The following is a 26,939-nucleotide window of genomic DNA, read 5'->3' as shown; positions in this document are numbered from 1 at the left end:
AGTATAGAGGAGATTATTTATGTCCAAGACATATGCTGTTGATTACAAGCAAATAAGAAATTATTATGCCGATTTTACTGATATACCTAAAAAGAAAGATTGGGATAATCAAAGTCCATACTCTGTATTTTGGTATTATAAATATGATAAAAAAGAAGATTCTAAATATGAGAAAGTCAGTGAACTTGATAATAAGCCATTCTATTCTTTAAGAGGGTCTAAGTATCCAAACACAATTCCTTATACTAATGATGAGGGTGATCGTGATAAAGAAGCTGTACCGAATAGTTTGTTTTTTGAAGACTTAACTAACAGCTCTGTAAAAGTGCCACTACATATGCTAATCCACGGATATGCCGAATATACTAGTTTTAAAAAATGGAAATCTAATAGTGATAGCTTGTTTAAAGAACTAGATAATAATCAAGATAACTATCTATTTAAATCCAAAATTGATAAAAATGGTAAAAAAATATCTGGTCTTAATGAATCTCAACTTAAATCAATATCTAAAGCCTTAAATTATCCAATTACTGTTATAGAAGGGCCACCAGGAACTGGGAAAACTCATACAATAATCGGATTATTAGCTACCGCTCTAGCTAAAAACAAAGACTATAAGATAGCCGTTATATCTTATAACAATTCAGCTATTAATAATGTAGAATCAAAGTTAAACGAAATTACTGATAATCAGGAAAAGTATGGATCGTGGTTAAGAAATCTTAAAAATAAATATGCAAAAATTACTAATAAAGAACAAAGGGAGCAATACTTTAGAACGAATCCCTTTAACGGTCAAATTTTAACATCTTCATCAGCTGGTGGTTTTGAGTTGTCAGTTCCTCAATCTTATACGGATGAAAAGCAGATAATTATATCCACAATACACTCAATTAGAAAATTATTTAATAAATCTGGCTCACAAGACTATGCATATGATTTAGTGATAATGGATGAAGCCAGTCAGTGTAACATAGCTTTAGGAATGATAGCCTATGGTATAGCCAAGAACATAGTGATAATTGGTGATACTAAACAGTTGCAACCTATTATAGATGAAAAACAAATTAATCTTGTTAATCAAGAATATGAAAATATACCAAATCATTTAAAACTCACTAGAGACGAAAATGGAGAAACAGTAGCGAATAGTATTCTACAGTCTACTTTAGATGCGTTTGACAAACCAGCAACTAAATCTTTCTATGGTGAGTTTCTAACTCATTTGAATATTCATTATAGATGCCATCCTAAAATAATAAACTTTTCTATAAAAAATATATATGGAGAAAATCTACAAGTAGCAGAGACTAGCGAATGTACGTTAAATGACGACAAATCTCCTTTTAATATTTATTGGTATAAAGGTAACTATAATGAATACAGTAGGTATAAGGTAGATAGTGCTGAAGATGGATACAATAGTGATGGTAAGCCAAAAAGGTTTGAGATAAAAGAATCAACTATAAATGCTAAACAAATTTCGATTTTTAAATATGAGTTAATTGAAAAAATTTTAAATGAGGTATTAGGAAATGAGGATATCGGTAGCAAGAGCATTTGTATTACCTCACCTTTTTGGCCGCAAACATATGAACTATATAAGGTTTTAAATGAGGAAGTAAAAAATAGGGGATACTCTAGTGAAATCGCTGCTATTTTAGATAATGATACTGATTCTTTGGATGAAGAAGAATTGTCAGAGGTTGAGAAGATAAAAAGAAGAAACAGAACCTTTATATCAATTCAATCAAATAAATATATTAAAACTCAAACAGTGAGCAAAGCTCAAGGGCAGGAATTTGATATAGTTTATTTTTTCCCTGTAATTGATGGAAAAGAACATGATAGCCCTTCTCAAAATATGAACTTAGTAAATGTAGCAGTAACTAGAGCTAAGGAAGAATTTAATATTATCACTTCAGATAGGATGTTTGATTCTAGCTTGCTTCAAGAGATAGAAAAATTCAGTAAACTAGAAAGTAAGTCAGCTTACTCATCAATCGAAATTAATTCTAAATCTAAGGAATCAGGTCTATACACAACTAAATTATTAAATTATATTTATGAATTGGATGGCTTTAATAGTTTTAAAGAAACTAAATACGTTTCAATATTTGATGAAAATCCAAAATATGTAAAGTATGTAGAAAAAAAATCTAATGCTGATATGATAGATAGCGCAGGAGAATTTGTTCTAAATCATAATTTACAGAGTATTTTTTCTAATAAACAAAAATATAAGATTATGAGTCAAATTTATTGTGATTTAATTAAGATTGATGAAACAAGTCAAGATTCTAATTCTTATATTTATAATACTAAGGCTGATAATGAAAGAAAAAGAATAGGGAATGATAAAAATCCTGAAACTAATCATCCTAGATATGATTTTGGAATATTAGATGAAAATAACAGGGTTCTAATGTTAATAGAGATAGATGGATTTTATCATAGACTTTTCATAGAGCAAAATGAGTATGACCACATAAAGTATAAGAAAACGACAGATAGACAGGATAAAGATAAAATAAAGGATGATCTAGTTATCAATAATGGAGGGGTAGTTCTTAAAAATAATACTAGAGAAGAGGTAAAGGATAAAATTAATAAATTCAAAGGTTGCTCTTATCTTTTACTTAGATTACCAATAAATGGGACTACAGCTTTTGAAACTGAAAATTTAAAACAAGATCATCCTAATAACAAAATTGTAGATCAGTTTTGCACTTTAGAAGAAATTTTTAATTTAATCATATAGTATCTTTATATAATTATGTTTATGGAGGAATATAATGTTCAATTTTGGAGAATTAAATGATAATCAGATATCAGCAGTTAAAACCACTGAGGGGCCAGTTTTAATTACAGCTGGTCCTGGAATAGGCAAGACCCATACTCTAGTTCAAAGAGCGATATATCTTATAGAGGAAAAGGGTGCTAAGCCTGAAGAGATTATGATGGCCACCTTTAAAGAAAAAGCTACCAAGGAACTAATTACTAGGATTACAAATGAATTAGCTAAAAAGAATATAGTTGCTAATATTAATGGGGCTGTTGCAAAATAGATAAATCGTTCCTATATCATTCTAGCACCCTCCCAGAAAGGTCTCTGTCAGCCGGCGGGATAAACCTCAAACTTTCTGGGAGGTCAATCCAATGATGGAACGTTAGATATCTATCAATTTGCAACAGCCCCATTGCTTTTATTATTTTTCTTTGTTAATTTCAAATATTTTGCTTAGACCTATAAGTCCTAGTGATGGGATTTGAGTAGATGTAGATTTTGCCAATAAGTTTCTATACTTGCCTGTAATAATTATTTCGGGATTTTCATCATTTAGTCTGCGTTCATCAATTATATCCTTGACTAGACCCCAACAAGCGTTTTGATAGGCGTGGAAAATTCCGCTTTGGATTGACTTTGTTGTATTATTTCCTAGGATTTTCTTAGACCTTAGAATTTCTACTTGTGGAAGTTTGGCACTTTCTTGGTGTAGAGATTTTTCAAAAAGGTCAATGCCAGGGAGAATCACACCACCCAAAAATTCTTTTTTATCATTAATATAATCAATTGTAGTAATAGTTGAAGCTGATATGATTATGATGTTTTTATCATAGATATCACTTGCTCCAACAGCCCTGATTATCCTGTCTGTGCCAACTTCCTTTGGATTTTCACATTTTATATTTATACCTGTTTTTACTCCAGGAGATATGATGATTGGATTTTTATTAATTATTTTTTTTGATATCTTGCTGTAGCTTTCTAATAATTCTGGAACCACAGTAGAGATTATTACATGGTCAATATCAGAAAATTTGATATCCTTATCCATTAGCATTAGCTTTAGGATGAGGTAAATTTCATCTATTGATTTATTTCTGTCAGTTGTTATAAGAAAATTAGCTACTAGATTTCTATTTTTAAAAATCCCTACATTTGTAATTTTATTTTCTATATCAATTGCAAGTAACATTTTACCTTCTCGTATTCTTTAAAGCTTTTACTACTGATGTTGCTAGTATTACAGATAGGATTGCTTCTGGGATACCTGATGTGATCGAAACACCAAGTATGGCTGATTTGGCACTTTCAAGTGGAATATTTACTGCTTTTACGTATTTTTCAGCATATATTACATATATGCCACCTAGAACAAGTATGGTGTTGGTCATAGATCCCACAAAGGCCCCTATGGCTACTGGGAAGTCTAGAGTAGGTGTTTTTCTTGAATAGATAAGCAAGCCAATTGTAATTATAAGTAGAATTACAACCAAGACTATGTTTAGGGTTGTTGCGCCAGTTTTGATATTTCTATATAGTAAGTAAACTAGTCCTAGTAAGATAAGTGTCCACAATACTTTTGTTAGTACCTTTAACGTTTTTTCATCTTTTCCTTTTAGGGCATTGTAAGCATAGTATGAAGTGATGCCTATAAGAACTCTTGGCAATATTGAAATAAGTGGGTTGTAAAATACAAATGAAACCGGATTTGGTCTAATAATAGCATTAGCTAATGAAGATATTCCAAATATAAGTCCTACTAGAGCGCCTACAAGTGGTCCTTCTACAATGGCTGCAATTATTACTGGAATATGCATGGTTGTAGCATTGATTAAGCCCAGTGGTATTAGCCCTAGTGGTGTAAGGGAAAGTACTACTGTTATAGCACCAAGTATGGCAGCTGTAACAAGTTTTTTGCTAGTTAGTTTTTCTTTTTTCATTTTTACCTCCTGATACGGTTCATATTGATACCGTTCTTTTTTTGTTCACTAACTTAGTTTTTATTTTGCTAGGATCAGTTAAGTATCCTGCCTTTAAATAAGCTATATAAATTATAGCATAAAAAATCGTATAGTAAATAGATATAAATCTAACTTATAATATTTAAGTGTCTTATCTCTAAAAACGGTATAATAAATCTAGACTTTATAAAGAGGGAAATATGGAAGATATAAAAACACCAAGTCACGTTGCCATAATCCTAGATGGGAACGGACGTTGGGCTCAAAAAAGAAATATGCCAAGAACTTTTGGCCATAAAAATGGAGCAGAAAATGTTGTCGATATAGCTATCCATGCCAAAAAACGTGGAGTAAAATATTTGACACTCTATGCATTTTCTACCGAGAATTGGAAAAGACCAAAAAAAGAAGTTGACTATTTGATGAAACTTCTTATTAAATTTGTAAATGATAAAATTGACCAACTTATGAAAGAAGACTGTAAGTTGAACTTTTTGGGAGATTTGTCTGCTATTCCTGACCAAACTAGAAAGGCAGTCGAATTAGCACTTGATAGAACGAAGGATAACAAATCTCTGTTTATAAATATTGCTTTAAACTATGGTGGTAGGAATGAGCTCGTCCACGCCTTTAAAAATATTATTAACGAAGGTTATAGGGCAGAAGATATTGATGAAGAACTAATTTCAGATTATTTGTATACTAAAGATATACCAGATCCTGATTTACTAATTAGACCAGGTGGTGAGCTAAGAATCTCAAACTTTTTGATCTATCAAATTGCCTATAGTGAGCTATATTTTACTGATAAGCTTTGGCCGGACTTTTCCTATGAGGACTTTGATATGGCCATTGAGGAATATTCTAGACGCAACCGCCGTTTTGGAGATGTCAAATGAATTTGTTAAAGAGAACATATGGTGGAGCCATAATACTACTTGTGATATTTGCCATAACATATTTTGGCCACCTATCACTAAGTATTGGATTTACAGTATTTTCTCTTATAGCTATAAGGGAGATTACTTGGGCTTTTGACAATATAGATATAAAGCTTCCGAAAACTTTGTTATATATTTGTGATTTTATCATAATGGGGGCAGCATACTGGCAAGATAAGGATGCCTTTATTTTGGCAATAATTTTTTCTGTCATTGCACTACTAATTTATATGATATTTAAGGAGGATATATCTTTTTATACAATTAGTATTGGGATTTTTATCCTTATGTATATCCCTACCTTGATGGGAACCATAATTAGGATTAGGGACATAAATTATATTTGGCCACTTTATATCACAGCTTGGGGTTCTGATACTTTTGCCTATTTGATAGGTTCTACTATTGGCAGAAGCAAAATCAAATCCATAGCTCACATTAGTCCAAAGAAGACTATCGAAGGCTGTGTAGGTGGTATACTTGGAGCTTTAGTTTTAAATTTGGTTTATCATAAATATAATTTACTTGGTATTAACACAACTTATGTTATAATTTTTTCAGTATTTGGAGCTATCTTATCCCAGATTGGGGATTTGGTGGCAAGTTTTATAAAGAGAAAAACGGGAATAAAAGATTTTGGAAATATAATCCCAGGTCATGGGGGAATTATCGATAGGTTTGATTCTATGATATTTATTGCGCCAATCCTTTATCTTTTTTCTATCATTTAAGGAGAATAAATGGGAACAATTATTATAGCCATTGTGATGTTCTTACTTTTGGTAACTATCCACGAGTTTGGACATTTTATAGTGGCAAAATTATCAGGCATAAAAGTAAATGAGTTTGCTGTCGGTATGGGACCTGAGCTAGTATCAAATCAAAAGGGAGAAACGAAGTATTCTCTAAGGCTTCTACCAATTGGGGGATATTGTGCTATGGAAGGGGAAGACGACGAGTCAAATGACCCAAGAAGCTACGACAACGCACCTGCATACAAGAGATTTTTGACAATCCTTGCAGGACCTCTTATGAATCTCATACTTGCAGTTATCGTATTTACTATAGTTGCCTTTAACAGTGGAACTGCTACGAATTCTGTTGGTGGCTTTACTGAGGATTCAAAAGCAAAAGAAGCTGGAATTATCTTGGATGATGAGATTTTGAGTGTTGGAGATAGAGAAATTAACGATTTTACTGATATCTCAAAGGCTCTGGCTAGTTTTTATGAGACTAATCAAAAAGATAAGCCAGTGACTGTAAAACTTAGAAGAGATAATGAAGAAAAGTCCTTTGATATCATCCCATCATTTCAAGATGATATGGCCTATATTGGCGTAACTGCCAAGATGCGAAGTGTGGGATTTTTTGAAGCCATTGGCCTTGGTTTTAAAGAAACTGGCCGAAACATTAAGCTTATTTTTACTGTTTTAGGTAATTTGTTTACGGGAAAACTTTCCTTTGGCTCTCTAAGCGGCCCAGTTGGTGTAGTAAAAGAAATTGGCAACCAAGCTCAAAATGGAGTAATGAATGTCCTATATTTCTTGTCATACATCAGTGTTAACCTTGCAGTTTTTAACTTGATACCATTTCCAGCCCTTGATGGATCAAAAATTTTTACAAATCTTTATGAGATGATTACAAAAAAAAGGGTCAACAAGAAAATAGAAGAAAAGGTGACTATTGCAGGATTTATAATCTTATTATCCCTGATACTAATAGTCACAATAAAAGATATATTTACACTTTTTTAGAGGAGATCTAATGAGAAAAAATACTAGAAAAATTTATGTAGGAGACGTTGCAATCGGAGGTGACTCTCCTATTTCTATCCAATCAATGACAACAGCTAAGACTAGCGATATTAACTCTGTCGTAAGGCAAATCAAGGCCCTAGAAGAAGCGGGTTGCGACATATCTAGATCCGCAGTAAATGATATGGCAGATGCACGAGCAATTCCAGAAATTAAGAAGAGAACCAATATTCCTTTTGTAGCTGACATACAATTTGATTACGAATTAGCCCTAGCAGCTGTAGAAAATGACTGTGATTGCCTAAGGTATAATCCAGGTAATATCGGAAGCGAGGATAAGGTTCGAGAGATTGTCGAAGCTTGCAAGAAAAAGGATATCCCTATAAGAATTGGTGTCAACTCCGGATCCATTTCAAGAGAGATTGTGGACAAATTTGGGGGTGTTAATGCTGATTCTCTCGTGGCAAGTGCCATGTCAGAAATCAAGATCTTAGAAGATATGGATTTTTATAAAATGAAAATATCTGTAAAATCTTCTGATGTAAACACTATGATAGATGCTTATAGGAAGCTATCAGACCTTGTTGATTATCCCCTTCACCTAGGAGTAACAGAAGCTGGTCCTTTGTATCAAGCCCTTGTAAAATCTTCAATCGGTATAGGATCTTTGCTAAAAGATGGGATAGGAGATACTATCAGAGTTTCCATAACAGGAGATCCTGTAGAAGAAGTCAAGGCTGCAAAGACAATTCTAAAGGCACTAAACTTACGCCGTGATGGCCTTGATATCGTATCATGCCCAACTTGTTCAAGAACCACAGTGGATCTTGAAAAAATCGTAGCAGAAGTAGAAGAAAAGTCAAAAGGTATAGGTGTAAATGCCAAGGTTGCAATCATGGGATGTCCTGTAAATGGACCTGGCGAATCTAAGGAAGCTGATTATGGAATATCTGCAGCAAATGGCATGGGATTCCTATTTAAAGATGGAAAGACGATAAAAAAGGTTAAGGAAGAAGAAATAGTAGATACACTTTTACAAGTTTTAAAAGAAAGTCATTTAAATGAAGGTTGATTTAAGTAGGTTCGTAGAAATCAAAGAAAATGAATATACTATAACAAATGCCATATATTTTAAAGAAAATAATGAGCTAAAACTTACTATAGAATCGAACCTCGACTACCTTGATGAAAGGCTAAGACAGGCCTTAGACGAGTATTTTTCTTATGTGACACTCACAATTGAATTTATAAAATTATCTCCAGCTGTAAAAGAAGATTTGGCTGGCAATGATATTACAGAAAATATAAATGAAGTAGAGGTCATAGAAGATCAGGACTTGGAAAGAGAAGTTATTGAGCCTGTAGATGAAAATGAAGAAAATTGTGAAAGTGATTCTTGTGATGATCTCCTAAAGAAAAAGGAAGAAGAACTTAAGACCCGTATAAGCCATGCTATTGACAATACCAAGAAAGATGCAAAAAAACAAGAAGAGCCTGTAGATGGTCTAAATTTTGGTAGAAAGATTAGAGAAGATGTGATTCCTATATCGGAAATTTATTCAAAAAAGGGCCTTAGAGTTTCTCTTATCGGTACAGTCTACGGCCTAGATGTCTTCCAAACCAAAAACAATTACTTTATCTATACCTTTGACTTAGAAGATGAAAGTGATGCCATAGCTTGTAAAATATTTGCATCAGAAAAGACTAATCCTAAGCTTTACGACCTTAAAGATGGTATAGCAATCCAAATAGAGGGAGTACTAAACTACGACGACTACGCCCACGATGAGGTCTTTACTGCCAATTCAGTAATTCCTGCAACAATTTCCAAAAAAACTGATACAGCCATAGAAAAGCGCATTGAACTAGAAGTTCACAGCAAGATGACAAACCTTGATGGATTTGTAGATAATGCGGATATTGTAAGAATTTTAAATGATTGGAATTGGGATGCCATTGGTATCACAGATACGGCCACTCTCCAGGGTCTGCCAGATCTTTATGAAGCCATAAGAAAAACTGGCAAAAAGATGCTGCCAGGCGCTGAACTATTGTTAGTAGAAGATGAGCTAAGAATACTTACCAACCTATCTGAAAGGTATGTTCCACACATCAAGGATATAAAGGACCAAGAATTCGTAGTATTTGACTTAGAAACTACAGGATTATCTAGATTTGCTGATAAAATCACAGAGATTGGTGCAGTTAGAGTAGTAAATGGTGAGATCACAGATGTCTTTAATGAGCTAGTAAACCCAGAAAAACTTATCCCTGATAAGGTCATAGAATTGACAGGAATTACCAATGAAATGGTCATGGATAAGGAGAAAATTGATCAGGCTCTACCAAGGTTTCTAGACTTTGCTGGAGATGCCATTTTGGTTGGACAAAACTCTGATTTCGACGTTGGCTTTGTAAGAGAAAATGCTAAGAAGCTTGGCTATGACTTTTCTCCAATCTACATGGATACTCTACCAATGGCGCGTGCCTTATTTGACGATATGGCTAGGTTTTCACTTGATAAAATAGCTAGAAAACTAAACATACCAGCCTTTAACCACCACAGAGCAAGCGATGACGCTAGGGCAACTGCCCAAATTTTCATAAAGATGTTTGATATGATAATGGAACAGGACATTGATTTAGCTAATATTAATAAGCTAGATACACATTATCCAAAGGCTAAGTTTGAAACATTTTCTGCCATAGTCTTTGCCAAGGACCAAGTTGGTTTGAAAAATCTTTACAAGCTAATTTCCAAATCAAGGATGGAAAATTTTGCCAACGAGGGCAAAACCCCTATTTCTCTGCTCAAGAAATACAAAAAAGGTTTGTTAGTGGGAAGTGGTGGCCATGGAGGATTACTATTTAACTATCTTTTAAACAGATACCCACAAAGTAAGGTTGATAGTGCCTTAAAACTTTTTGATTTCCTCCAAGTAGAACCACTTGAAATCTTTGCTGATGAAGTTAACAATGGCAAGATAAGAAGTTTTGACCAAGTTAAAGAGATCAACACAAGGATAATCAATCTTGCAAGAGAGCATGGAAAGCTAGCTGTTGCAACAGGTGGGGTTAGATATCTTAAGCCAAGTGATTACATACTAAGAAATATCCTCCACAAGGGCCAATATTTTAGATACCACGAAAATAGGCCGCTTTATTATCTTAGAACTACAAAGGAAATGCTTGATGGATTTTCTTACCTTGATAGGAATTTAGCCGAAGAGCTTGTAATCAAAAATCCAAAGATTGTTGCAGAACAAATCGAAGATATAAGACCAATTCCTCCTGGAACTTTCCCACCCAAAATCGATGGATCTGAGGAAAAGCTAAGAGATGCATGTTTTACAAAGGCTAAGTCAATCTATGGAGACCCTTTGCCACAAATTGTGGAAGATAGGCTTAACCGCGAGTTAAATTCAATAATTTCAAATGGCTATGCAGTTTTATATATCATAGCCAAGGAACTTGTAGGCAAGTCCAACAGAGATGGTTACCTTGTTGGATCTAGGGGATCTGTTGGTTCATCCTTTGCAGCGACCATGGCAGACATTACCGAGGTAAACCCACTTTCACCTCACTATGTGTGCCCAAAATGTAAGCATAGCGAATTTTTTGAGGAAGATAGACTTGGGGCAGGTATTGACTATCCAGATAAGGATTGTCCAATTTGTGGAAGTCCTATGAATAAAGATGGACACAACATACCATTTGAAGTTTTCTTAGGTTTTGAAGGAGACAAGGAACCAGATATAGACTTAAACTTTGCTGGAGAATACCAACCGACAATTCACAAATATACTGAAGAACTTTTTGGTGAGGGCAAGGTATTTCGTGCTGGGACCATAGGCGCTATCCAAGATAACACGGCCTTTGGTTACATCAAAAAATACAGCGAGGAGTACAATGAAAGCTTCACCAATGCTCAGATTAGGAAGCTTCAAAGAGGACTAAAGGATGTCAAAAGGACAACTGGCCAACACCCAGGTGGTCTAATTGTAGTGCCAAATGATATTGAAATATTTGATATAACTCCAATCCAATATCCAGCTGATGATCCAAAAGATGATATTAAGACAACTCATTTTACCTATAATATGATGCATGAAACACTCTTAAAACTTGATTTGCTTGGTCACGATGTACCATCTATCATCCGTGCCCTACAAGACTTGACTGGGACTGATCCGCTAAAGATAAAGATGGGTGATCCAGAAGTTATGAAGATATTTTCAAACACAGATCCACTTAATATCAAGCATGATTTTTCCAATAACGAAATAGGAACACTGGGCATACCAGAATTTGGAACAAACTTTGTACGCGGCATGCTAAAAGAAACATTTCCAACCAAGTTTTCTGAAATGACTAGAATATCAGGCCTGTCCCACGGAACAGACGTGTGGAACAATAACGCTCGTGATATAATAGCAGCAAAAACTGCAGGATTTGATGAGATTATATCAACTCGTGATGATATCATGAACTCGCTTATACAAAAGGGCCTTGATAAGAAAAAGTCCTTCCAAATAATGGAAATTGTAAGGAAGGGAAGGTCCCTATCTGAAGAGCAATTGGCCTATATGAGAGAAAATGGAGTTCCTGAATGGTATATAGAGTCATGCCTTAAAATAAAATATCTATTTCCAAAGGCTCACGCTGTAGCTTATTGTCTGATGAGCTATCGTATAGCTTACTACAAGGTCTATTATCCAAGGGCCTTTTATGCAACATATTTTAATACCAAGGTCAATGATTTTGTATACTCAATAATCATTAATGGCCTAGAATCTATACAAATGGCTCTTAAATCCTACCAAGAAAGGTATGATCTCACAGCTCGTGATGAAAACATAAGAAAAGTTTTAGAAGTAGCTGAAGAAATGTATGCTAGAGATATTATGATCGATAAGGCCGATCTTTATAAATCTGAGGCCACAAAGTTTATCCTAAGCGAAAAAAATATATTGCCACCACTTAGCTCGGTAGACAATGTTTCAGAAGCTATGGCTATAGATATAGTAAATGAACGAGAAAAAGGCGAATTTATATCAGTTGAGGATCTAAATTCTAGGACGTCAATAAACAAAAATGCTATGGATTCACTAAAGAATTTTGGAATCATAGATAATATGGGCGAAGAAAATCAAATGAGTCTATTTGATGGAATTTTCTAATGTTCTAAAAAATTATATAAGTATAATAATTGTAAGATACAATGCATAAATAGTAAAGTAAAAAATAAAATGCCCTACATTGGATTTCCAATAGTTAGGGCATTTTTTATGAGTTAAGAGGACTAAATTCTGTTTGTGTAAAAAATGATTTTTTATTTCTAAAGCCAAAAACTGAAATAACTACTTGTGGGTAATTAATCAAAAGTGCTTCTAGTCTAGAGTCATAATAAGTTGTGACTAAATCAGACTCTTCTTTTTTGTAATTTTCTTCATTTTCACCTTTAGTAGATATGTTTAGCTTTATGGTAGAGATAGAACAGCAACCAATTGATGATTCTATATCTTCTCTGATAAAAATCTTATTTATATTTTTTCTTTTTATATAATCCTGTGCCTTCTTACTGTATATAAATTTCATAAAATATATCCTTTTAAAAATAGGGGGCAAAGCCCCCTTAAATTATTATTGTAATGTAATAGCCCTAATTCTGTCTTTGTTTTTCTTTGATTTATTTATTACAAAGTATGTGTAAGCTATTGCAATTATCACACCAAGTATTAGTGATAGGTTGTAGTTCAGACCAAAACCAACTGCTGGATCGTATAGGATAAATGAAAATACTATAAATGTATAGAATATTCCAGGAATTAGAGCTATACGATAGTTTTTGCCATTGTTTAGTAAGTGACTTGTTGCCATTGCTAGAGCAAATAGTGCTACTAATTGGTTTGTAAATCCGAAGTATCTCCAAAGCATATTAAATCCATTTGGATTTGATTTTGCCCAGTAAAGCAAGAATATTGCTGGAACAAATAATACTGCTGCAACTCCGATTCTCTTTGCTGGTACTTTTTGATCTATATTTAATTCTTCAGCTACAATAAGTCTAAGTGATCTAAATGCTGTATCTCCAGATGTGATTGGTAGTGCGATTACACCTATAATAGCTAATAAACCACCAACTTTTCCCATGAAAAATCTTGAGATTTCACCAACCATAAGGGTTGCACGTGTATCCATTGGAACAATTCCTTGTGATAATAAAACTATAGCACCAGCAGCCCAGATCATAGCTATAAAGCCTTCTGCAATCATTGTTGAGTAGAATGTTGCTCTGTTTTCTCTTTCAGAAGCTACTGTTCTTGAAACAAGGGTTACTTGGGACCCGTGGAAACCAGAAAGTATACCACAAGCTACAGTTATGAAAAATGATGGGATGAATTTTTGTCCTGTTGGGTGATCAGCAAGTAGGCCAGCTCCTTGGAAAGATAAGTGTCCAGCACCTTTAGTAAGAACACCAATTAAAACGCCTACAGCAGATACAATTAAAAATGCACCAAATAATGGATAAATTCTACCAATAAGTTGGTCAATTGGTAATACTGTTGAAAGTATGTAATATAAGAAAATAATTGCATAGATTACCCATATTGTGTTTGAACCTTCGGCAACACTCATAAGGTCATTAGCAATCAAATCTCCAGGTGTGTAAACGAACACTGTTCCTGTAAGAAGCAATAGTACTGCGATAACTATATTATAAAATTTACGAGTACCATTTCCTAAGTATTTACCAACTAGTTTTGGAACTTGAGCTCCTCCATTTCTCATAGAAATACTACCTACAAGAAAATCGTGTACTGCTCCAGCAAATACGCATCCAAGAGGAATAGCTATAAATGCTATTGGTCCAAATAAAATACCTTGTATTGGTCCTAATATTGGGCCAGTACCAGCTATGTTTAGTAAGTTTATTAGCCAGTTTTTCCATTTTGGCATAGCAACAAAATCGATACCATCAGCCTTTTTAACAGCTGGGGTTTCTCTATCATCGATTCCTAGTTGGTCTTCAACGTACTTGGAATAGAAAAATCCACCAACTAGAAGGATGACTAAACCTATTAGAAATAACGCCATATAATACCTCCTTATTATGTATTAATTATAATGACTATTAAATTATAAACATTAAACATTAAAATTGCAAGTTTTTTAGCAAAATAGAATAATAAGCAAGTTTAATTTACTATAATGTATATAGTGTTGATAAATGTGACACTACAGTAATCATAAGGGTGAAGAAATAAGTATTTTTGATAGGCTTTATGAAGTTAGACATTAAAAAAGATGGAGCTATTGTAAATAATAGATTATAACTATCAATTTACAACAGCCCCACTATGATATTAGTCAAGCTTAACTGACGAAAATTCTGTTTGAGAAACTAATGTTTTCATATTGCCAATTCCAACAGCTGTTATTATTATTTCTGGTGAACTTTTTAAAAACTGATTTATTGCTGGGTGATAATTTGTATTTATCCCATCAAAATAATCCTTGATATACTCCTTGTCATCTTTCACATGACTTTTTATATCAATTCTTACACCTCGGATTCCACAACATCTGCTGCCAGTTAGGACTGGTTTTATATATACATTTTCAATATTTTTATCTTTGATAAATTCTTTTGCACTGTCTGTATATATAACTTTCATATTACCCTCCTTTATATTTTAAAGAAAAAGAGGCCGCTAGGGCCTCTAAATTATTAAATTACTCAAGGATTATATGAGCTATTCTATCTTTATTTTTCTTACTTGCATGAAGTGTACCGTAGCCATAAGCTGCTGTTAGTACTAAACCAATGATTAGTGCTATAGGATAGCTTACTCCAAATCCTACCTTTGGATCGTATAGGATAAATGATGATACTATAAATGTATAGAATAGGCCTGGTATAAATACGATTAAGTAATTTTTGCCCTTGTTCATCAAGTAGCTTGTTGCAGCTGCTAGAGCGAAAATACCAACTAGTTGGTTCATGAAACCGAAGTATCTCCAAATCATGTTAAAGCCGTTAGTGTCTGATTTAGCCCATACTAGTAGTAGAATTGCTGGTATGAATAAGAGAACAGAAAGTCCTAATCTCTTTCCTGCTGCTTTTTGATCTAAGTTAAGTTCTTCGGCAACGATTAATCTTAGTGATCTAAATGCTGTATCGCCTGTTGTTATAGGAAGAGCTATAACACCGATAACTGCGATTACACCACCAATTTTGCCCATGAAGTATCTAGAAACCTCACCTACCATTAATGTAGCTGGTGTATCAAGTGCTGTATTTTGTGAGAATAATACCATGGCACCTGCTGCCCAAATCATAGCTATGAAACCTTCACAAATCATTCCTGAGTAGAATACTTGTCTGTTTTCTCTTTCGCTAGCAATTGTTCTTGAAATAAGAGTTGACTGAGTAGCATGGAAGCCGGAGAGTATACCACAGGCTACCGTTACAAAGAATGCAGGTATGAATTTTTGTCCTGTTGGGTGTTCATATAGTAATCCGCTTTGATTTGGCATACTTAAGTGTTGAAGATTGCCATTCATAAACAAACCTATAAATATACCAATTGCTGATATTAAAAGGAATGCACCAAAGATTGGGTAGATTCTTCCTATTAATTGGTCAATAGGTAGTACTGTAGAAGCTAGGTAATAAAGGAATATTATAGCATAGATAATAAATACTTTATTAGAAGCTGGGTCAATTTTTAAGATATCGTTTGCAATTAGATCCCCAGGTGTGTATACAAATACAGCTCCTACTAGAAGTAAAAGCACTCCCATTACAACGTTATAAATTTTACGAATGTTATTTCCTATGTACTTACCAATTACTCTTGGCATTTGTGCTCCACCATTTCTCATTGAAATAGTACCCATTACGAAGTCGTGAGTAGCTCCTGCAATAACGCAACCGATTGGAATAACTAAAAACGCAATTGGTCCAAATAAAATACCTTGGATAGGTCCTAAGATTGGGCCAGTTCCAGCAATATTTAACAAGTTAACAAGCCAGTTTTTCCATCTTGGCATTACAACAAAATCGATACCATCAGCTTTTTTTACTGCTGGTGTTGGATTATCACCAATTTCAAGTTGTTTTTCAACATATCCTGAATATAGGTAGCCTCCTCCAAATAAAATAATAAGTCCTACAAAAAATAATAGCATATAAACCTCCTTAGCTTCTATTATTTTCACTTTAATTATAAATCGTTTTATTAAAAAAAACAATAGGAAAATGTTTTATTTATCTTGCCAAATGATTTCTTTTTAATGATAATAAAAATTGAATATATGAATGAAAAGAGTATAGTTATTCTTAGTAAAAGGGTGGGAGGATTTCCGCTCTTTTGTATTGTATGGAGCAAAGGATGGATAATAAGATGGATTTAATAACAACACTTAAACAAACCTTTGAAGAAGATATTGAAAATCTGGGATATGAACTGGTAGACATTGACTTTAGAACAACTAAAGAAGGCAGGATGCTTACCTTCTATATCTATGATGAAGATGGAATAACAGTAGACGATTGTGAGAAAGTTAGTAATTTCTTGGATGAGAAGCTTGATGAGCTTGACCTGATAAAGGGTCAGTATTATCTCGAAGTTTCAAGCCAAGATTTATCTAGACCTTTGAAAACTGACAGAGATCTGATTAGAAATTACCAGGAACTTTTGAAAGTTAAGCTTAAAACAGGAGATTTCTTCCTTGGATATATTGAAGAAATTAATGAAGATGACCTTGTTTTTAGAGTGGAGAAAGACAAAAAAGAAGAGAAAGTTTCAGTAAATAGAGAGGATATTAAAAAAATCAACATAGAGATTGTATTTTAAGGGGAATTTATGAATGAAGAATTTATGCTAGCCTTAGATGAGCTAGAAAAGGATAAAAATATTGATAAGGGCGTTATCCTTGAAGCACTTGAAAAAGCTTTGATCAAAAGCTATCAAAAAAACTACGACAATGCAGAGAATGTTGATGTTGTGGTTGATAAGGAAACAGGAAATATCGAAGTCTTTGCCCTTAGGACTGTAGTTGATGAAGTCAATGACAATATCAACGAAATCTCATTAAAAGAAGCAAATGAAATTGATAAAGAACTTGGCATTGGTGATGTGGCCAGAATAAAAATCGCACCAAAAAACTTTGGTCGTGTTGCAGCTCAAACTGCCAGAAATATTGTTATCCAAAAAATCAGAGATGCCCAAAGGGACTCAGTTTATGGAGAATATTTGGACCGAGAAAATGAAATGATTACAGGAACTATCCAAAGAGAAGATAAGTACAATGTATATATCAACCTTGATAAAATCGAAGGGGTGGTTCCACTAAAAGAGCAAGTGGCAAGTGAGAGATACATTCCTAACGAAAGGATGAAATTTCTTATAAAAGATGTAAAAAGTTCATCTAAAGAACCACAAATCATTTTATCTAGATCAAGTGAGAATTTAGTAAAAAGACTTTTTGAACTAGAAGTTCCAGAGATAAATGATGGAACTATAGAAATATATTCTATAGCCCGTGAAGCTGGTTCTAGAACTAAAATTGCAGTTTTTTCTAACGATGATGCAATTGACGCAGTTGGAGCTTGTATAGGTTACAAGGGAGTCAGAGTAAATTCTATAGTTGATGAACTTCAAAACGAAAAAATCGACATTATAAACTATGATAAGGATATAAAAGTATTCATATCAAACGCTCTTTCACCTGCTGATATAGTTGATGTTTTGATAAATGAGAAGAAGAAGCAATCACTAGTTGTAGTAAACGACTATCAACTATCCCTTGCCATTGGTAAAGAGGGTCAAAACGCAAGACTTGCAGCAAGGCTTACAAGCTGGAAGATAGATATCAAGTCAAAGGAAGACTTCGATACAATGAGCCAAGAAGAAATTGATCAAATACTTGGCCTAGTAGATGATGAAGAAATTGCTGATGAAAGTACTGACGAAGATTTATCTGATGAAAATCTAGATGAAGATAAAGACCTTGATCAAATTGATTATGAAGATAATCAAACTGAAGAATCACTAGATGAAGATTACGATGATCAATCTGATTTAACCCTTCAAAATGACGAAGAAGAATCCTTCGAGGAAGAAAATTAAAATGGTAAAAGCAAAGAAGATACCCCAAAGGAAATGTATTGTTTGTGGTAATCTTTATGATAAAAACGACTTGCTTAGGATTGTAAATAACAAGGACCTAGGCGTTGTGATAGATGAAACTGGAAAACTTAACGGACGTGGGGCATACATTTGTAAAAACGAAGCCTGCCTTAAGGACGTTAGGAAGAACAATAAGCTTAATCGAGTATTCAAACAAAAAATTGATGACAAACTTTATGAGGAGTTAGAAGCTTATGAATTAAAATGAGGTGTTATATATGGCTGATAAAATGAGAGTATATGAACTAGCAAAGAAACACAATATGCCAGCAAAAGAAATGGTTAAATTTCTAAATGATGAATTTGGTCTATCAATCAAATCCCACATGTCAAATGTAAGTGGAGATGACCTTATTCTTATAAATGAGTATTTTGAAGAAGATAAAAAAGAAAAAACAGACAAAAAAAATAATAAAGAAAAGAATAATCAAAAGAAAGTAGAAGAGAATTCTTTAGATAAAAAACCAAATATGAGTAAAAATAGCCAAAGAAGAAATAATGATATAGATGATTTATATGATGATGACAATGTAGCTAGAAAAGAGAAGTTTTCTAAATCAAATAAAAATAAAAGTCAAAAGAAATCTGATCAAGGTAAAAGCTACAATAAAGATGATTATGTTGCAAATAAAAGCAAGAAGAACAGAAAGAAAAAAAATAAAAAGTCAAAAGGATCTAAGGCAAATAATCAAGCTTCAAATACAAAAGAAGAGAATTCAAAGATAGAAATTCCAGAACATATAAATGTAGGTGCATTTGCAGAAAAAATAGGAGAAAGTCCAAATGCAGTAATAGGCAAACTTATCCAACTTGGAATAATGGCTGGTCTAAATGATCCAATAGAATTTGATCAAGCTGAACTTATTGCAATAGATTTTGGTAAGGAAATCACCCTTGAGCAAGAATTTTCTGCTATAGAAGAGCAATCTATAGACTTAGATTATGAAGATAATGACGAAGATCTAATCACACGAGCTCCAGTAGTTTCAGTAATGGGACACGTTGACCATGGTAAGACATCAATACTTGATGCAATCAGGGATACACATGTAACCCGTGGAGAAGCTGGTGGAATAACCCAACACATAGGTGCATACTCTGTTGATCTTGGTTGTAGAATGATAACTTTTCTTGATACCCCAGGACATGAAGCTTTCACAGAAATGAGAATGAGAGGAGCACAATCAACTGATATTGCAATTCTAGTAGTTGCAGCTGATGATGGTGTAATGCCTCAAACAGTTGAAGCTATCAACCACGCCAAAGCTGCTGGTATTCCAATTGTTGTAGCAGTAAACAAGGTTGATAAAGATACAGCTGATCCAAATAGAGTAAAACAAGAATTAATGCAATATGGTCTAGTTGCTGAAGATTGGGGTGGAGATACCATCACAGTTGATGTTTCTGCCAAAACAGGACAAAACATAGACGAACTTCTTGAAATGGTACTACTTGTTGCAGAAATGAAAGAGCTAAAGGCAAATCCAAACAGAGATGCAGTTGGTCTAATCATAGAAGCACAACTTGATAAGGCAAGAGGTCCAGTAGCAACTGTTCTAGTACAAAAGGGAACCCTTCACGAAGGAGACAATGTCCTAACAGGATCTGCATCTGGTAGAATCCGTGCAATGTTTAACTCTAGGGGAGAGGCTATCAAAGAAGCTGGTCCATCTATTCCAGTACAAATTCTTGGCTTATCAGACGTAGCAGAAGCTGGAGATAAGCTATTTGCTGTAGAAGATGAAAAGACAGCTAGAGCTTATGCCGAAAAAGCTGAGGAACAAAAAAGAGAAGAAAGACTTATGGCCAAGGGTGCAAGCCTTGAAGATATATCAGGCGAAGCATCAGAAGGCGAGCTAAAAGACTTAAATATAATCGTAAAAACAGATGTTAGAGGAACTGTAGATGCAGTAAGCCAATCACTTATCAAGCTATCTAATGAAGAAGTAAAAGTATCAGTAGTAGCTGGTGCTGTTGGTGGTATCACAGAATCTGACGTACTATTGGCCCAAGCATCAAATGCTATTATCATTGGATTTAACGTTCGTCCAACTCAAGGAGCAATGGAAAGAGCTAAAGATAATAACATCGAAATTAGAACATATAGCGTAATCTACGAAGCTATAGAAGATGTAGAAAAAGCTATAAAGGGTATGCTTGACCCAGAATTTGTAGAAGAAGTTTTAGGTCGTGCAGAGGTACGTGATACCTTCAAAGTACCATCAGTTGGTACAATTGCTGGTGTAATGGTTACAAATGGATCTATACCAAGATCTTCTAAAATCAGACTATTACGCGACAACATAGTAATCTTTGATGGTGATATAACTTCAATGAAGAGATTTAAAGACGATGCCAAAGAACTTGCTTCAGGCTATGAGGGTGGTATCGGACTAAATAGATTTAACGACATCAAAGTTGGCGATGAGATGGAAGCTTACCAAATAGTCGAAAAAGAGAGAGAATAGAATGAAAAAGATAAGAACAGAAAGAATAGGTGCAGAAGTCCAAAAGGAACTATCCAAGATCATCAGAGATGACTTAAACGACCCTAGACTAGCTGACACTGCTGCTGTTTCTGTCATAGAAGTTAGGGTAACTAACGACCTATCCTTTGCTGATTGCTATATTTCAGTTTTAGGAGATACTAGCAAAAAAGAAGGTGTAATAGATGCACTTAACCAAGCTAAAGGATATATCAAAGTTCTAATAGGTGACAGGATGAGACTAAGATCTATGCCGGAATTTAGGTTCAAACTTGACGAGTCTATAGAATACGGTGCTTACATGGATAAGCTCATCAAAGAAACAATAGAAAAAGATGAAAGGTCTCATAATAAAGATGAAAATTAGTAAAGAAAAACTAGACCAATTAAAAAGTTTTATAGACCAAGCAGAAACTATAGCAATAGCTTCTCACGTAGACCCAGATGGAGATAATCTGGGATCTACCCTTGGATTTGCAAGGGCCCTAAGAAATTATGGCAAGGATGTAGATGTTATAGGTCATGATGAGATAGATGATTATTTGAAATTCTTACCTGACTTAGAATATTATTCAAAAGATCACAGAGATTCCTATGACCTTTTTTTCGTTCTTGATGCATCTGAGATGGAAAGAATTGGAACAGCACTGCCAATAGCCCAAAATTCTAAGAAAACAGCAGTAGTAGACCACCATGTAGGTGGTGGAATCCAAACTGACCTAAATATCATAGTTGATGATTCTCCAGCTACATGTGAACTTATTTATGAAATTATAGATAGACTTGACCTTCCCCTAGATAAGATTACAGCAAGCTTATTATTTACAGGAATTGTCACAGATACTGGTAGATTTTTGTATACAAATGTAACAGAAAACACCTTTGTGACTGCTGGCAGACTTTCCACAGCTGGCGCTGATATGGAATACATCTACAGAAATTTATACCAATCCAAACCGATTAAAGTGATGCAATTTGAAAACGAAATGATTGCTAATGCTGAATTTATTGGCAATAAAGTGTTTGCAATAGCATCTAAAGACCTTGTAGAGAAACATGGAGTCCAAATTGGTGATGCAGAAAATGTTGTAAACCAACTAAGAGATTTAGATGGTGTCGATGTTTCTATGATTATCAAAGAATATGGGCCAAATGAGTTCAAGGCATCACTTAGGTCAAAAGATGTTGACGTATCAAAAACTGCCCGTGAAAACGGTGGTGGAGGCCATATCAGAGCTAGTGGATTTACAATCTTTGCGGATGACTTACAAGAAGCTAGAGAAAAAGCCTTAAATATATTAAAAAGTATAAATGATTAGTGGAATATTAAATGTAAACAAAGAAGTTGGCATATCTTCTAACAAATGTGTAGGTCTAGTCAAAAAAGCCTTGAATACGAAAAAAGTTGGTCACACTGGAACCTTAGATCTCGAAGCAGATGGTGTTTTGCCTATTGTAATAGGCAAGGCCACTAGGGTATCTGATTTCCTAATGAATGAGAAAAAGGAGTACATCACTGAGGCAGTATTTGGCTCACGTACCGATACCCTAGACTGGTCAGGGCAAGTAACCGAAGAATCTAATAAGACTTTTACTAAGGATGAACTTATATGTGAAATGGATAATTTCAAAGGTCAAATTACGCAAATTCCGCCTATGTATTCAGCCATAAAGATTAATGGGACTAAGATGTATGATTTGGCTAGAAATGGTATAGAAGTAGAAAGAAAGACTCGAAAGGTCACAATTTATGACTTCGAATTCATAGACTTTGACTTTCCAAAAGCTACTTTTAAAATCACATGTTCTAAAGGAACCTACATTAGAACCCTTATAGATGACTTGGGAGAAGCCATGGGATCTTTTGCCTATGTAAATAAACTTACTAGGTCAAAGGTTGGAGATTTTGTCATAGAAGATGCCATAAATTCAGCCGACTTACTGGAAATGGGAAAAGATGAAATCTTAAGCCACATCAAGCCAGTTGATTATGTCCTTAAGGACTACAAAGAGATAAGGCTTGATAAGTCCTATTTTAAACAAGCGACAAATGGTATGACTATGAGAGTTTATGATATATACTCTGATGATTTAGTCAGGGTCTATGTTGGTGATCAATTCATAGGACTTGCTAAGAATTTTAAAGATGAAGATCGATATTTCCTAAAAATGGAGAAAGTATTTTATGAAAAATAATATAAAAGTAGTAGACCTTGACCAAGGACTTACCGATGTGGAAGCTAAGGTAGTTTCCCTTGGTAATTTTGATGGAGTCCATATTGGCCATCAAAAACTAATGCAAACAAATATAGGACTAGCCAAATCAATGAACCTAGTTCCTTCAGTTTTGCTCTTTAAAGAAAATAGCAAGAAAACTCTAACCAAGGAATCCTTATATCTAACAAGCATAGATGATAAGATCGAGATACTTTCTGAGATGGGTATAGAAGATTTTTGTATATTAGAATTTAACGACAAATTCAAATCACTTTCGCCATTAGAATTTATTAGAGATATTTTGTATAAAAAGCTTAATACAAAAGCAGTGGTTGTGGGTGGAGACTACAAATTTGGCAAAAACGCTTCTGGCAATGTAGATGTTCTCAAAAAATATGAAGATGAATTTTCTTACAAGACAAAAGTAGTTGATTTTATCTATGATGGTGATGAAAAAGTATCTTCTGGAACAATCAGAGAGCTTATAAAAAAAGCAGAAATTGCAAAGGCTAATGAGTATTTGGCTAGACCTTACCAAATAAGAGGAACTGTCACTCATGGATACAAGAGAGGAAGAACCCTAAACTTCCCAACTGCAAATCTTAAGTTAAATTACGACTATGTAATACCAAAAGATGGTGTATATCTAACACGTGTTAATGTAAAAGGCAAAGCTCATTTTGCCCTAACCAACATTGGCAAGAATCCAACTTTTGAAAATATGGATAGGAAAATCGAAACTTATATACTAGACTTCTCAGATGAAATATATGATGAATTAATTTCATTAGAATTTTTAGAGTTTTTCAGAGGAGACTATAAATTTAATAGTGCTGATGAGCTTATTGAGCAAATGGAATTTGATAAAAAGATGGCTTACGATACTATAGAAAATAAGTATTTGTAATCTTTACAAATGCTTTTTTTATTGGTATAATAGCTAAAGTACCTAGGCTTGGTGATTGAAACCTCGACTTTCACAAGGCTTAAGGCAAATAAAATAACGGAGGAAAATATGTTAACATTAGAAAAGAAACAAGAACTTATCAAAGAATACCAATTAGAAGAAGGAGATACAGGTTCTCCAGAAGTACAAATAGCTATATTAAGCTACAGAATCAAAGATTTAACAGAGCACCTTAAGGCTAATCCAAAAGACCACTCATCAAGAAGAGGACTTTTTAAAATGATTAGACGTAGAAGAGGTTTACTAAACTACTTAAGAGATAAGGACATTGATAGATATAGATCAATCATCGAAAGAGTAGGAATCAGAGGCTAATTATGGGCGGGGTTATACCCGCCTTATTTTTTAGGGAGAATTTATGGAAAAAATTTACAAGTACAGTTCAAATCATGACTTTGATCTAGATGTGACAATAGGAAAATTTGCAGAACAAGCCAATGGAGAATGTTACATAAAAAGTGGGGATACATCTCTTTTAGTAACAGCGGTAGCAAGCGAAAAACCAAGAGAGGGCATAGATTTTTTCCCTCTAATTTGTGACTTCCAAGAAAAGCTATACGCTGTAGGGAAAATACCAGGTGGATTTTTAAAAAGAGAAGGTAAGGCAAGTGATGAAGCAACCCTTATTAGCCGCCAAATGGATAGACCACTAAGACCACTTTTCCCTGAAAACTATTATAACGACGTTCAAGTCATTGCAACTGTATTTTCTATGGACGAGGATAACAAGCCAGACTGCCTATCTACAATAGGCGCAAGTATTGCACTTGGCATATCTGATATACCATTTAATGGACCAGTAGCAGCAGTATCTGTAGGATATGTTGATGGGGAATATATCATCAATCCAAACGAAGAACAAAGAGAAAAATCGCTACTTGAACTAACAGTTGCAGGTAGCAAAGATGCTATAAATATGGTGGAAGCTGGAGCAAACGAACTTACAGAAGATAAAATGCTTGAAGCTATGCTAATAGCTCATGAAGAGATTGGCCATATTTGTGACTTTATACAAACAATAATTGATGAAATAGGCAAAGAGAAAAATCTTGTCGAAGTATTAGTTCCATCAGAGCTAGAAGAAAAAATCATCGAAGAATATTCTCAAGCTATCAAAGATTCTATCAGAACTACTGATAAAATGGAACGCGGAGAAGCTATCTTTAATATAGAAGAAGCTGCCAAAGAAAAATTCCTAGAATACTATCCAGAAAGCGAAGATGAAATCCATAGAGTCATTGACGATATCATGAAAATAGAAGTTCGTCGTATGATTTCAATTGATAAAATCAGACCAGATGGACGTCAAATGAAAGAAATCAGACCACTTTCAGCAGAAGTTGGTACACTACCTAGAGTTCACGGTTCAGGATTATTCAAAAGAGGCCAAACTCAAGTACTATCTGTAGTAACCCTAGGCTCACCAGCAGACGTACAAATCATAGATGGACTAAATCGCAAAGAAATCCAAAAACGCTACATGCACCAATACAACTTTCCACCATTTTCAGTAGGGGATATCAAACCACTAAGAGCTCCTGGCCGTCGTGAAATAGGACACGGTCGCTTGGCAGAACGTGCACTTATTCCAGTTTTACCAGAATTAAGTGAGTTCCCATATACAATTAGGGTGGTTTCTGAAGTATTGTCATCCAATGGTTCAAGTTCTCAAGCATCAATCTGTGGTTCAACCCTATCACTAATGGATGCCGGTGTTCCAATCAAAAAACCAGTAGCAGGTATTGCTATGGGTCTTATCAAGGAAGAAGATTCTATATCAATCCTTACAGATATCCAAGGTCTAGAAGACCACCTAGGAGATATGGACTTTAAGGTAGCAGGAACTCGTGATGGAATCACAGCTTTACAAATGGATATGAAAATATCAGGAATCACAAGAGAAGTCCTTGAAGAATCTCTATCAAATGCCAAAGAAGCAAGGATGCAAATTCTTGACCTAATAGAATCAACTATCCAAAAGCCACGTGAAGACATATCTGACTATGCTCCAAGACTATTTACCATAGACATAGACCCAGAAAAGGTTCGCGATGTGATTGGATCTGGTGGAAAGACAATCAATAAGATCATTGATGAAACAGGTGTAACAATAGAAACTGAAGATGATGGCCACATTACAGTTGCATCAGTTGATGGTGAAAGTGGTAAACGTGCTATAGAAATGATCAAGTCTATTGTAACAGATCCAAAAGCAGGAGATGTTTACACTGGTAAAGTAACAAGGATAATGAATTTCGGAGCCTTTGTTGAAATAGCAATTGGCAAGGAAGGACTACTTCACATATCACAAATTGACCACAAACGTGTTGGCAAAGTCGAAGATGTTCTAAGTGTTGGAGATGAAGTAAAGGTTAAAGTTACAGAAATCGACAAACAAGGTAGAATTAATCTTTCAAGAAAATCCCTACTTCCAAAACCAGAAAGAGAAGAAAAGGAAGAAGGATCTAGAAAACAAGAAGCTTGGCCAGCAGACGAAGATCCAAGAAATCACAACAACTAAGCAAATTAATCGGTTTTATGCTATGAGCATAGGCCGATTTTTATTTGTAAAATTTAAGTTAAAAACAAGTAAAATTTATGAAAAATTTTTAAATAATAAAAAA

Annotated in this window: 22 protein-coding genes and 1 pseudogene; 17 read left to right on the top strand and 6 right to left on the bottom strand. The window is 34.3% G+C overall.

From position 1 onward, the window contains the following. The first annotated feature begins 19 nt into the window (after window positions 1-19). Together BQ7474_RS06560 and BQ7474_RS06555 are read left to right on the top strand one after the other, a co-directional pair. Complete coding sequence (locus BQ7474_RS06560; RefSeq protein ID WP_073998132.1) at window positions 20-2,764, top strand: AAA domain-containing protein; 2,745 nt, start codon at window positions 20-22, stop codon at window positions 2,762-2,764. A gap of 34 nt (window positions 2,765-2,798) precedes the next feature. Next, window positions 2,799-3,071, top strand: coding sequence for a UvrD-helicase domain-containing protein (locus BQ7474_RS06555; RefSeq protein WP_082187896.1), 273 nt, complete (start codon window positions 2,799-2,801; stop codon window positions 3,069-3,071). Between the two features lie 141 nt (window positions 3,072-3,212). Here BQ7474_RS06555 and BQ7474_RS06550 read toward each other — a convergent pair whose 3' ends face one another. Both BQ7474_RS06550 and BQ7474_RS06545 read right to left on the bottom strand, forming a co-directional pair. After that, complete coding sequence (locus BQ7474_RS06550) at window positions 3,213-3,983, bottom strand: type III pantothenate kinase (protein WP_073998131.1); 771 nt, start codon at window positions 3,981-3,983, stop codon at window positions 3,213-3,215. Window position 3,984: 1 nt separating this feature from the next. Then, window positions 3,985-4,731 (bottom strand): ECF transporter S component, encoded by a 747-nt coding sequence (locus tag BQ7474_RS06545; protein ID WP_073998130.1) that lies wholly within the window; start codon window positions 4,729-4,731, stop codon window positions 3,985-3,987. Window positions 4,732-4,922: 191 nt separating this feature from the next. Between BQ7474_RS06545 and BQ7474_RS06540 the strand changes: the two are divergent. The 5 genes and pseudogenes from BQ7474_RS06540 to BQ7474_RS06520 form a co-directional block, all read left to right on the top strand. After that, window positions 4,923-5,651, top strand: a pseudogene (locus BQ7474_RS06540) (isoprenyl transferase); the annotation flags it as partial. Further along, complete coding sequence (locus BQ7474_RS06535; RefSeq protein WP_073998128.1) at window positions 5,648-6,424, top strand: phosphatidate cytidylyltransferase; 777 nt, start codon at window positions 5,648-5,650, stop codon at window positions 6,422-6,424. The pseudogene BQ7474_RS06540 and the gene BQ7474_RS06535, both read left to right, overlap by 4 nt. 9 nt (window positions 6,425-6,433) lie before the next feature. Beyond that, window positions 6,434-7,447: a M50 family metallopeptidase gene (locus tag BQ7474_RS06530; RefSeq protein ID WP_073998127.1), complete on the top strand. Its 1,014-nt coding sequence runs from the start codon at window positions 6,434-6,436 to the stop codon at window positions 7,445-7,447. A 10-nt stretch (window positions 7,448-7,457) separates the two neighbouring features. Then, window positions 7,458-8,519: a flavodoxin-dependent (E)-4-hydroxy-3-methylbut-2-enyl-diphosphate synthase gene (gene ispG / locus BQ7474_RS06525; protein WP_073998126.1), complete on the top strand. Its 1,062-nt coding sequence runs from the start codon at window positions 7,458-7,460 to the stop codon at window positions 8,517-8,519. After that, window positions 8,509-12,627 (top strand): PolC-type DNA polymerase III, encoded by a 4,119-nt coding sequence (locus BQ7474_RS06520; protein ID WP_073998125.1) that lies wholly within the window; start codon window positions 8,509-8,511, stop codon window positions 12,625-12,627. Before ispG ends, BQ7474_RS06520 begins: the two co-directional genes overlap by 11 nt. Window positions 12,628-12,733: 106 nt before the next feature. Here BQ7474_RS06520 and BQ7474_RS06515 read toward each other — a convergent pair whose 3' ends face one another. The 4 genes from BQ7474_RS06515 to BQ7474_RS06500 form a co-directional block, all read right to left on the bottom strand. After that, complete coding sequence (locus tag BQ7474_RS06515; RefSeq protein ID WP_073998124.1) at window positions 12,734-13,045, bottom strand: hypothetical protein; 312 nt, start codon at window positions 13,043-13,045, stop codon at window positions 12,734-12,736. 45 nt (window positions 13,046-13,090) lie between these two features. Further along, window positions 13,091-14,545 (bottom strand): carbon starvation CstA family protein, encoded by a 1,455-nt coding sequence (locus BQ7474_RS06510; RefSeq protein WP_073998123.1) that lies wholly within the window; start codon window positions 14,543-14,545, stop codon window positions 13,091-13,093. A 269-nt stretch (window positions 14,546-14,814) separates the two neighbouring features. Continuing rightward, the gene (locus BQ7474_RS06505; protein ID WP_073998122.1) at window positions 14,815-15,126 is read right to left on the bottom strand and encodes a hypothetical protein; all 312 of its coding nucleotides are present in this window, start codon (window positions 15,124-15,126) and stop codon (window positions 14,815-14,817) included. A 58-nt stretch (window positions 15,127-15,184) separates the two neighbouring features. Beyond that, on the bottom strand, window positions 15,185-16,642 hold the full coding sequence (locus tag BQ7474_RS06500; RefSeq protein ID WP_073998121.1) for a carbon starvation CstA family protein: 1,458 nt from the start codon (window positions 16,640-16,642) through the stop codon (window positions 15,185-15,187). A 215-nt stretch (window positions 16,643-16,857) separates the two neighbouring features. On the opposite strand from BQ7474_RS06500, the gene BQ7474_RS06495 reads away from it, so the two are divergent. The 10 genes from BQ7474_RS06495 (at window position 16,858) to pnp (ending at window position 26,836) form a co-directional block, all read left to right on the top strand. Beyond that, the gene (locus BQ7474_RS06495) at window positions 16,858-17,310 is read left to right on the top strand and encodes a ribosome maturation factor RimP (RefSeq protein WP_073998814.1); all 453 of its coding nucleotides are present in this window, start codon (window positions 16,858-16,860) and stop codon (window positions 17,308-17,310) included. 9 nt (window positions 17,311-17,319) lie between these two features. Next, the gene (gene nusA, locus BQ7474_RS06490; RefSeq protein WP_073998120.1) at window positions 17,320-18,585 is read left to right on the top strand and encodes a transcription termination factor NusA; all 1,266 of its coding nucleotides are present in this window, start codon (window positions 17,320-17,322) and stop codon (window positions 18,583-18,585) included. A 1-nt stretch (window position 18,586) separates the two neighbouring features. Then, on the top strand, window positions 18,587-18,853 hold the full coding sequence (rnpM, locus tag BQ7474_RS06485) for an RNase P modulator RnpM (protein ID WP_073998119.1): 267 nt from the start codon (window positions 18,587-18,589) through the stop codon (window positions 18,851-18,853). Between the two features lie 10 nt (window positions 18,854-18,863). After that, window positions 18,864-21,113, top strand: coding sequence for a translation initiation factor IF-2 (infB, locus tag BQ7474_RS06480; protein WP_073998118.1), 2,250 nt, complete (start codon window positions 18,864-18,866; stop codon window positions 21,111-21,113). Between the two features lies 1 nt (window position 21,114). Continuing rightward, window positions 21,115-21,498: a 30S ribosome-binding factor RbfA gene (rbfA, locus tag BQ7474_RS06475; RefSeq protein WP_073998117.1), complete on the top strand. Its 384-nt coding sequence runs from the start codon at window positions 21,115-21,117 to the stop codon at window positions 21,496-21,498. Then, window positions 21,488-22,450: a DHH family phosphoesterase gene (locus tag BQ7474_RS06470; protein ID WP_328585400.1), complete on the top strand. Its 963-nt coding sequence runs from the start codon at window positions 21,488-21,490 to the stop codon at window positions 22,448-22,450. The genes rbfA and BQ7474_RS06470 overlap by 11 nt, the downstream gene beginning before the upstream one ends. Then, on the top strand, window positions 22,443-23,327 hold the full coding sequence (gene truB, locus BQ7474_RS06465; protein ID WP_073998116.1) for a tRNA pseudouridine(55) synthase TruB: 885 nt from the start codon (window positions 22,443-22,445) through the stop codon (window positions 23,325-23,327). Before BQ7474_RS06470 ends, truB begins: the two co-directional genes overlap by 8 nt. Then, complete coding sequence (locus BQ7474_RS06460) at window positions 23,317-24,255, top strand: bifunctional riboflavin kinase/FAD synthetase (RefSeq protein ID WP_073998115.1); 939 nt, start codon at window positions 23,317-23,319, stop codon at window positions 24,253-24,255. Before truB ends, BQ7474_RS06460 begins: the two co-directional genes overlap by 11 nt. 108 nt (window positions 24,256-24,363) lie before the next feature. After that, on the top strand, window positions 24,364-24,630 hold the full coding sequence (gene rpsO, locus BQ7474_RS06455) for a 30S ribosomal protein S15 (RefSeq protein ID WP_073998114.1): 267 nt from the start codon (window positions 24,364-24,366) through the stop codon (window positions 24,628-24,630). Between the two features lie 43 nt (window positions 24,631-24,673). Next, complete coding sequence (gene pnp / locus BQ7474_RS06450; protein WP_073998113.1) at window positions 24,674-26,836, top strand: polyribonucleotide nucleotidyltransferase; 2,163 nt, start codon at window positions 24,674-24,676, stop codon at window positions 26,834-26,836. The last annotated feature ends 103 nt before the right edge of the window (window positions 26,837-26,939 follow it).

Source organism: Anaerococcus urinomassiliensis (assembly GCF_900128425.1).
Taxonomy (GTDB): domain Bacteria; phylum Bacillota; class Clostridia; order Tissierellales; family Peptoniphilaceae; genus Anaerococcus; species Anaerococcus urinomassiliensis.
Note: the sequence above shows the minus strand (reverse complement) of the source record. Positions and strands in the feature narration are given on the sequence as shown.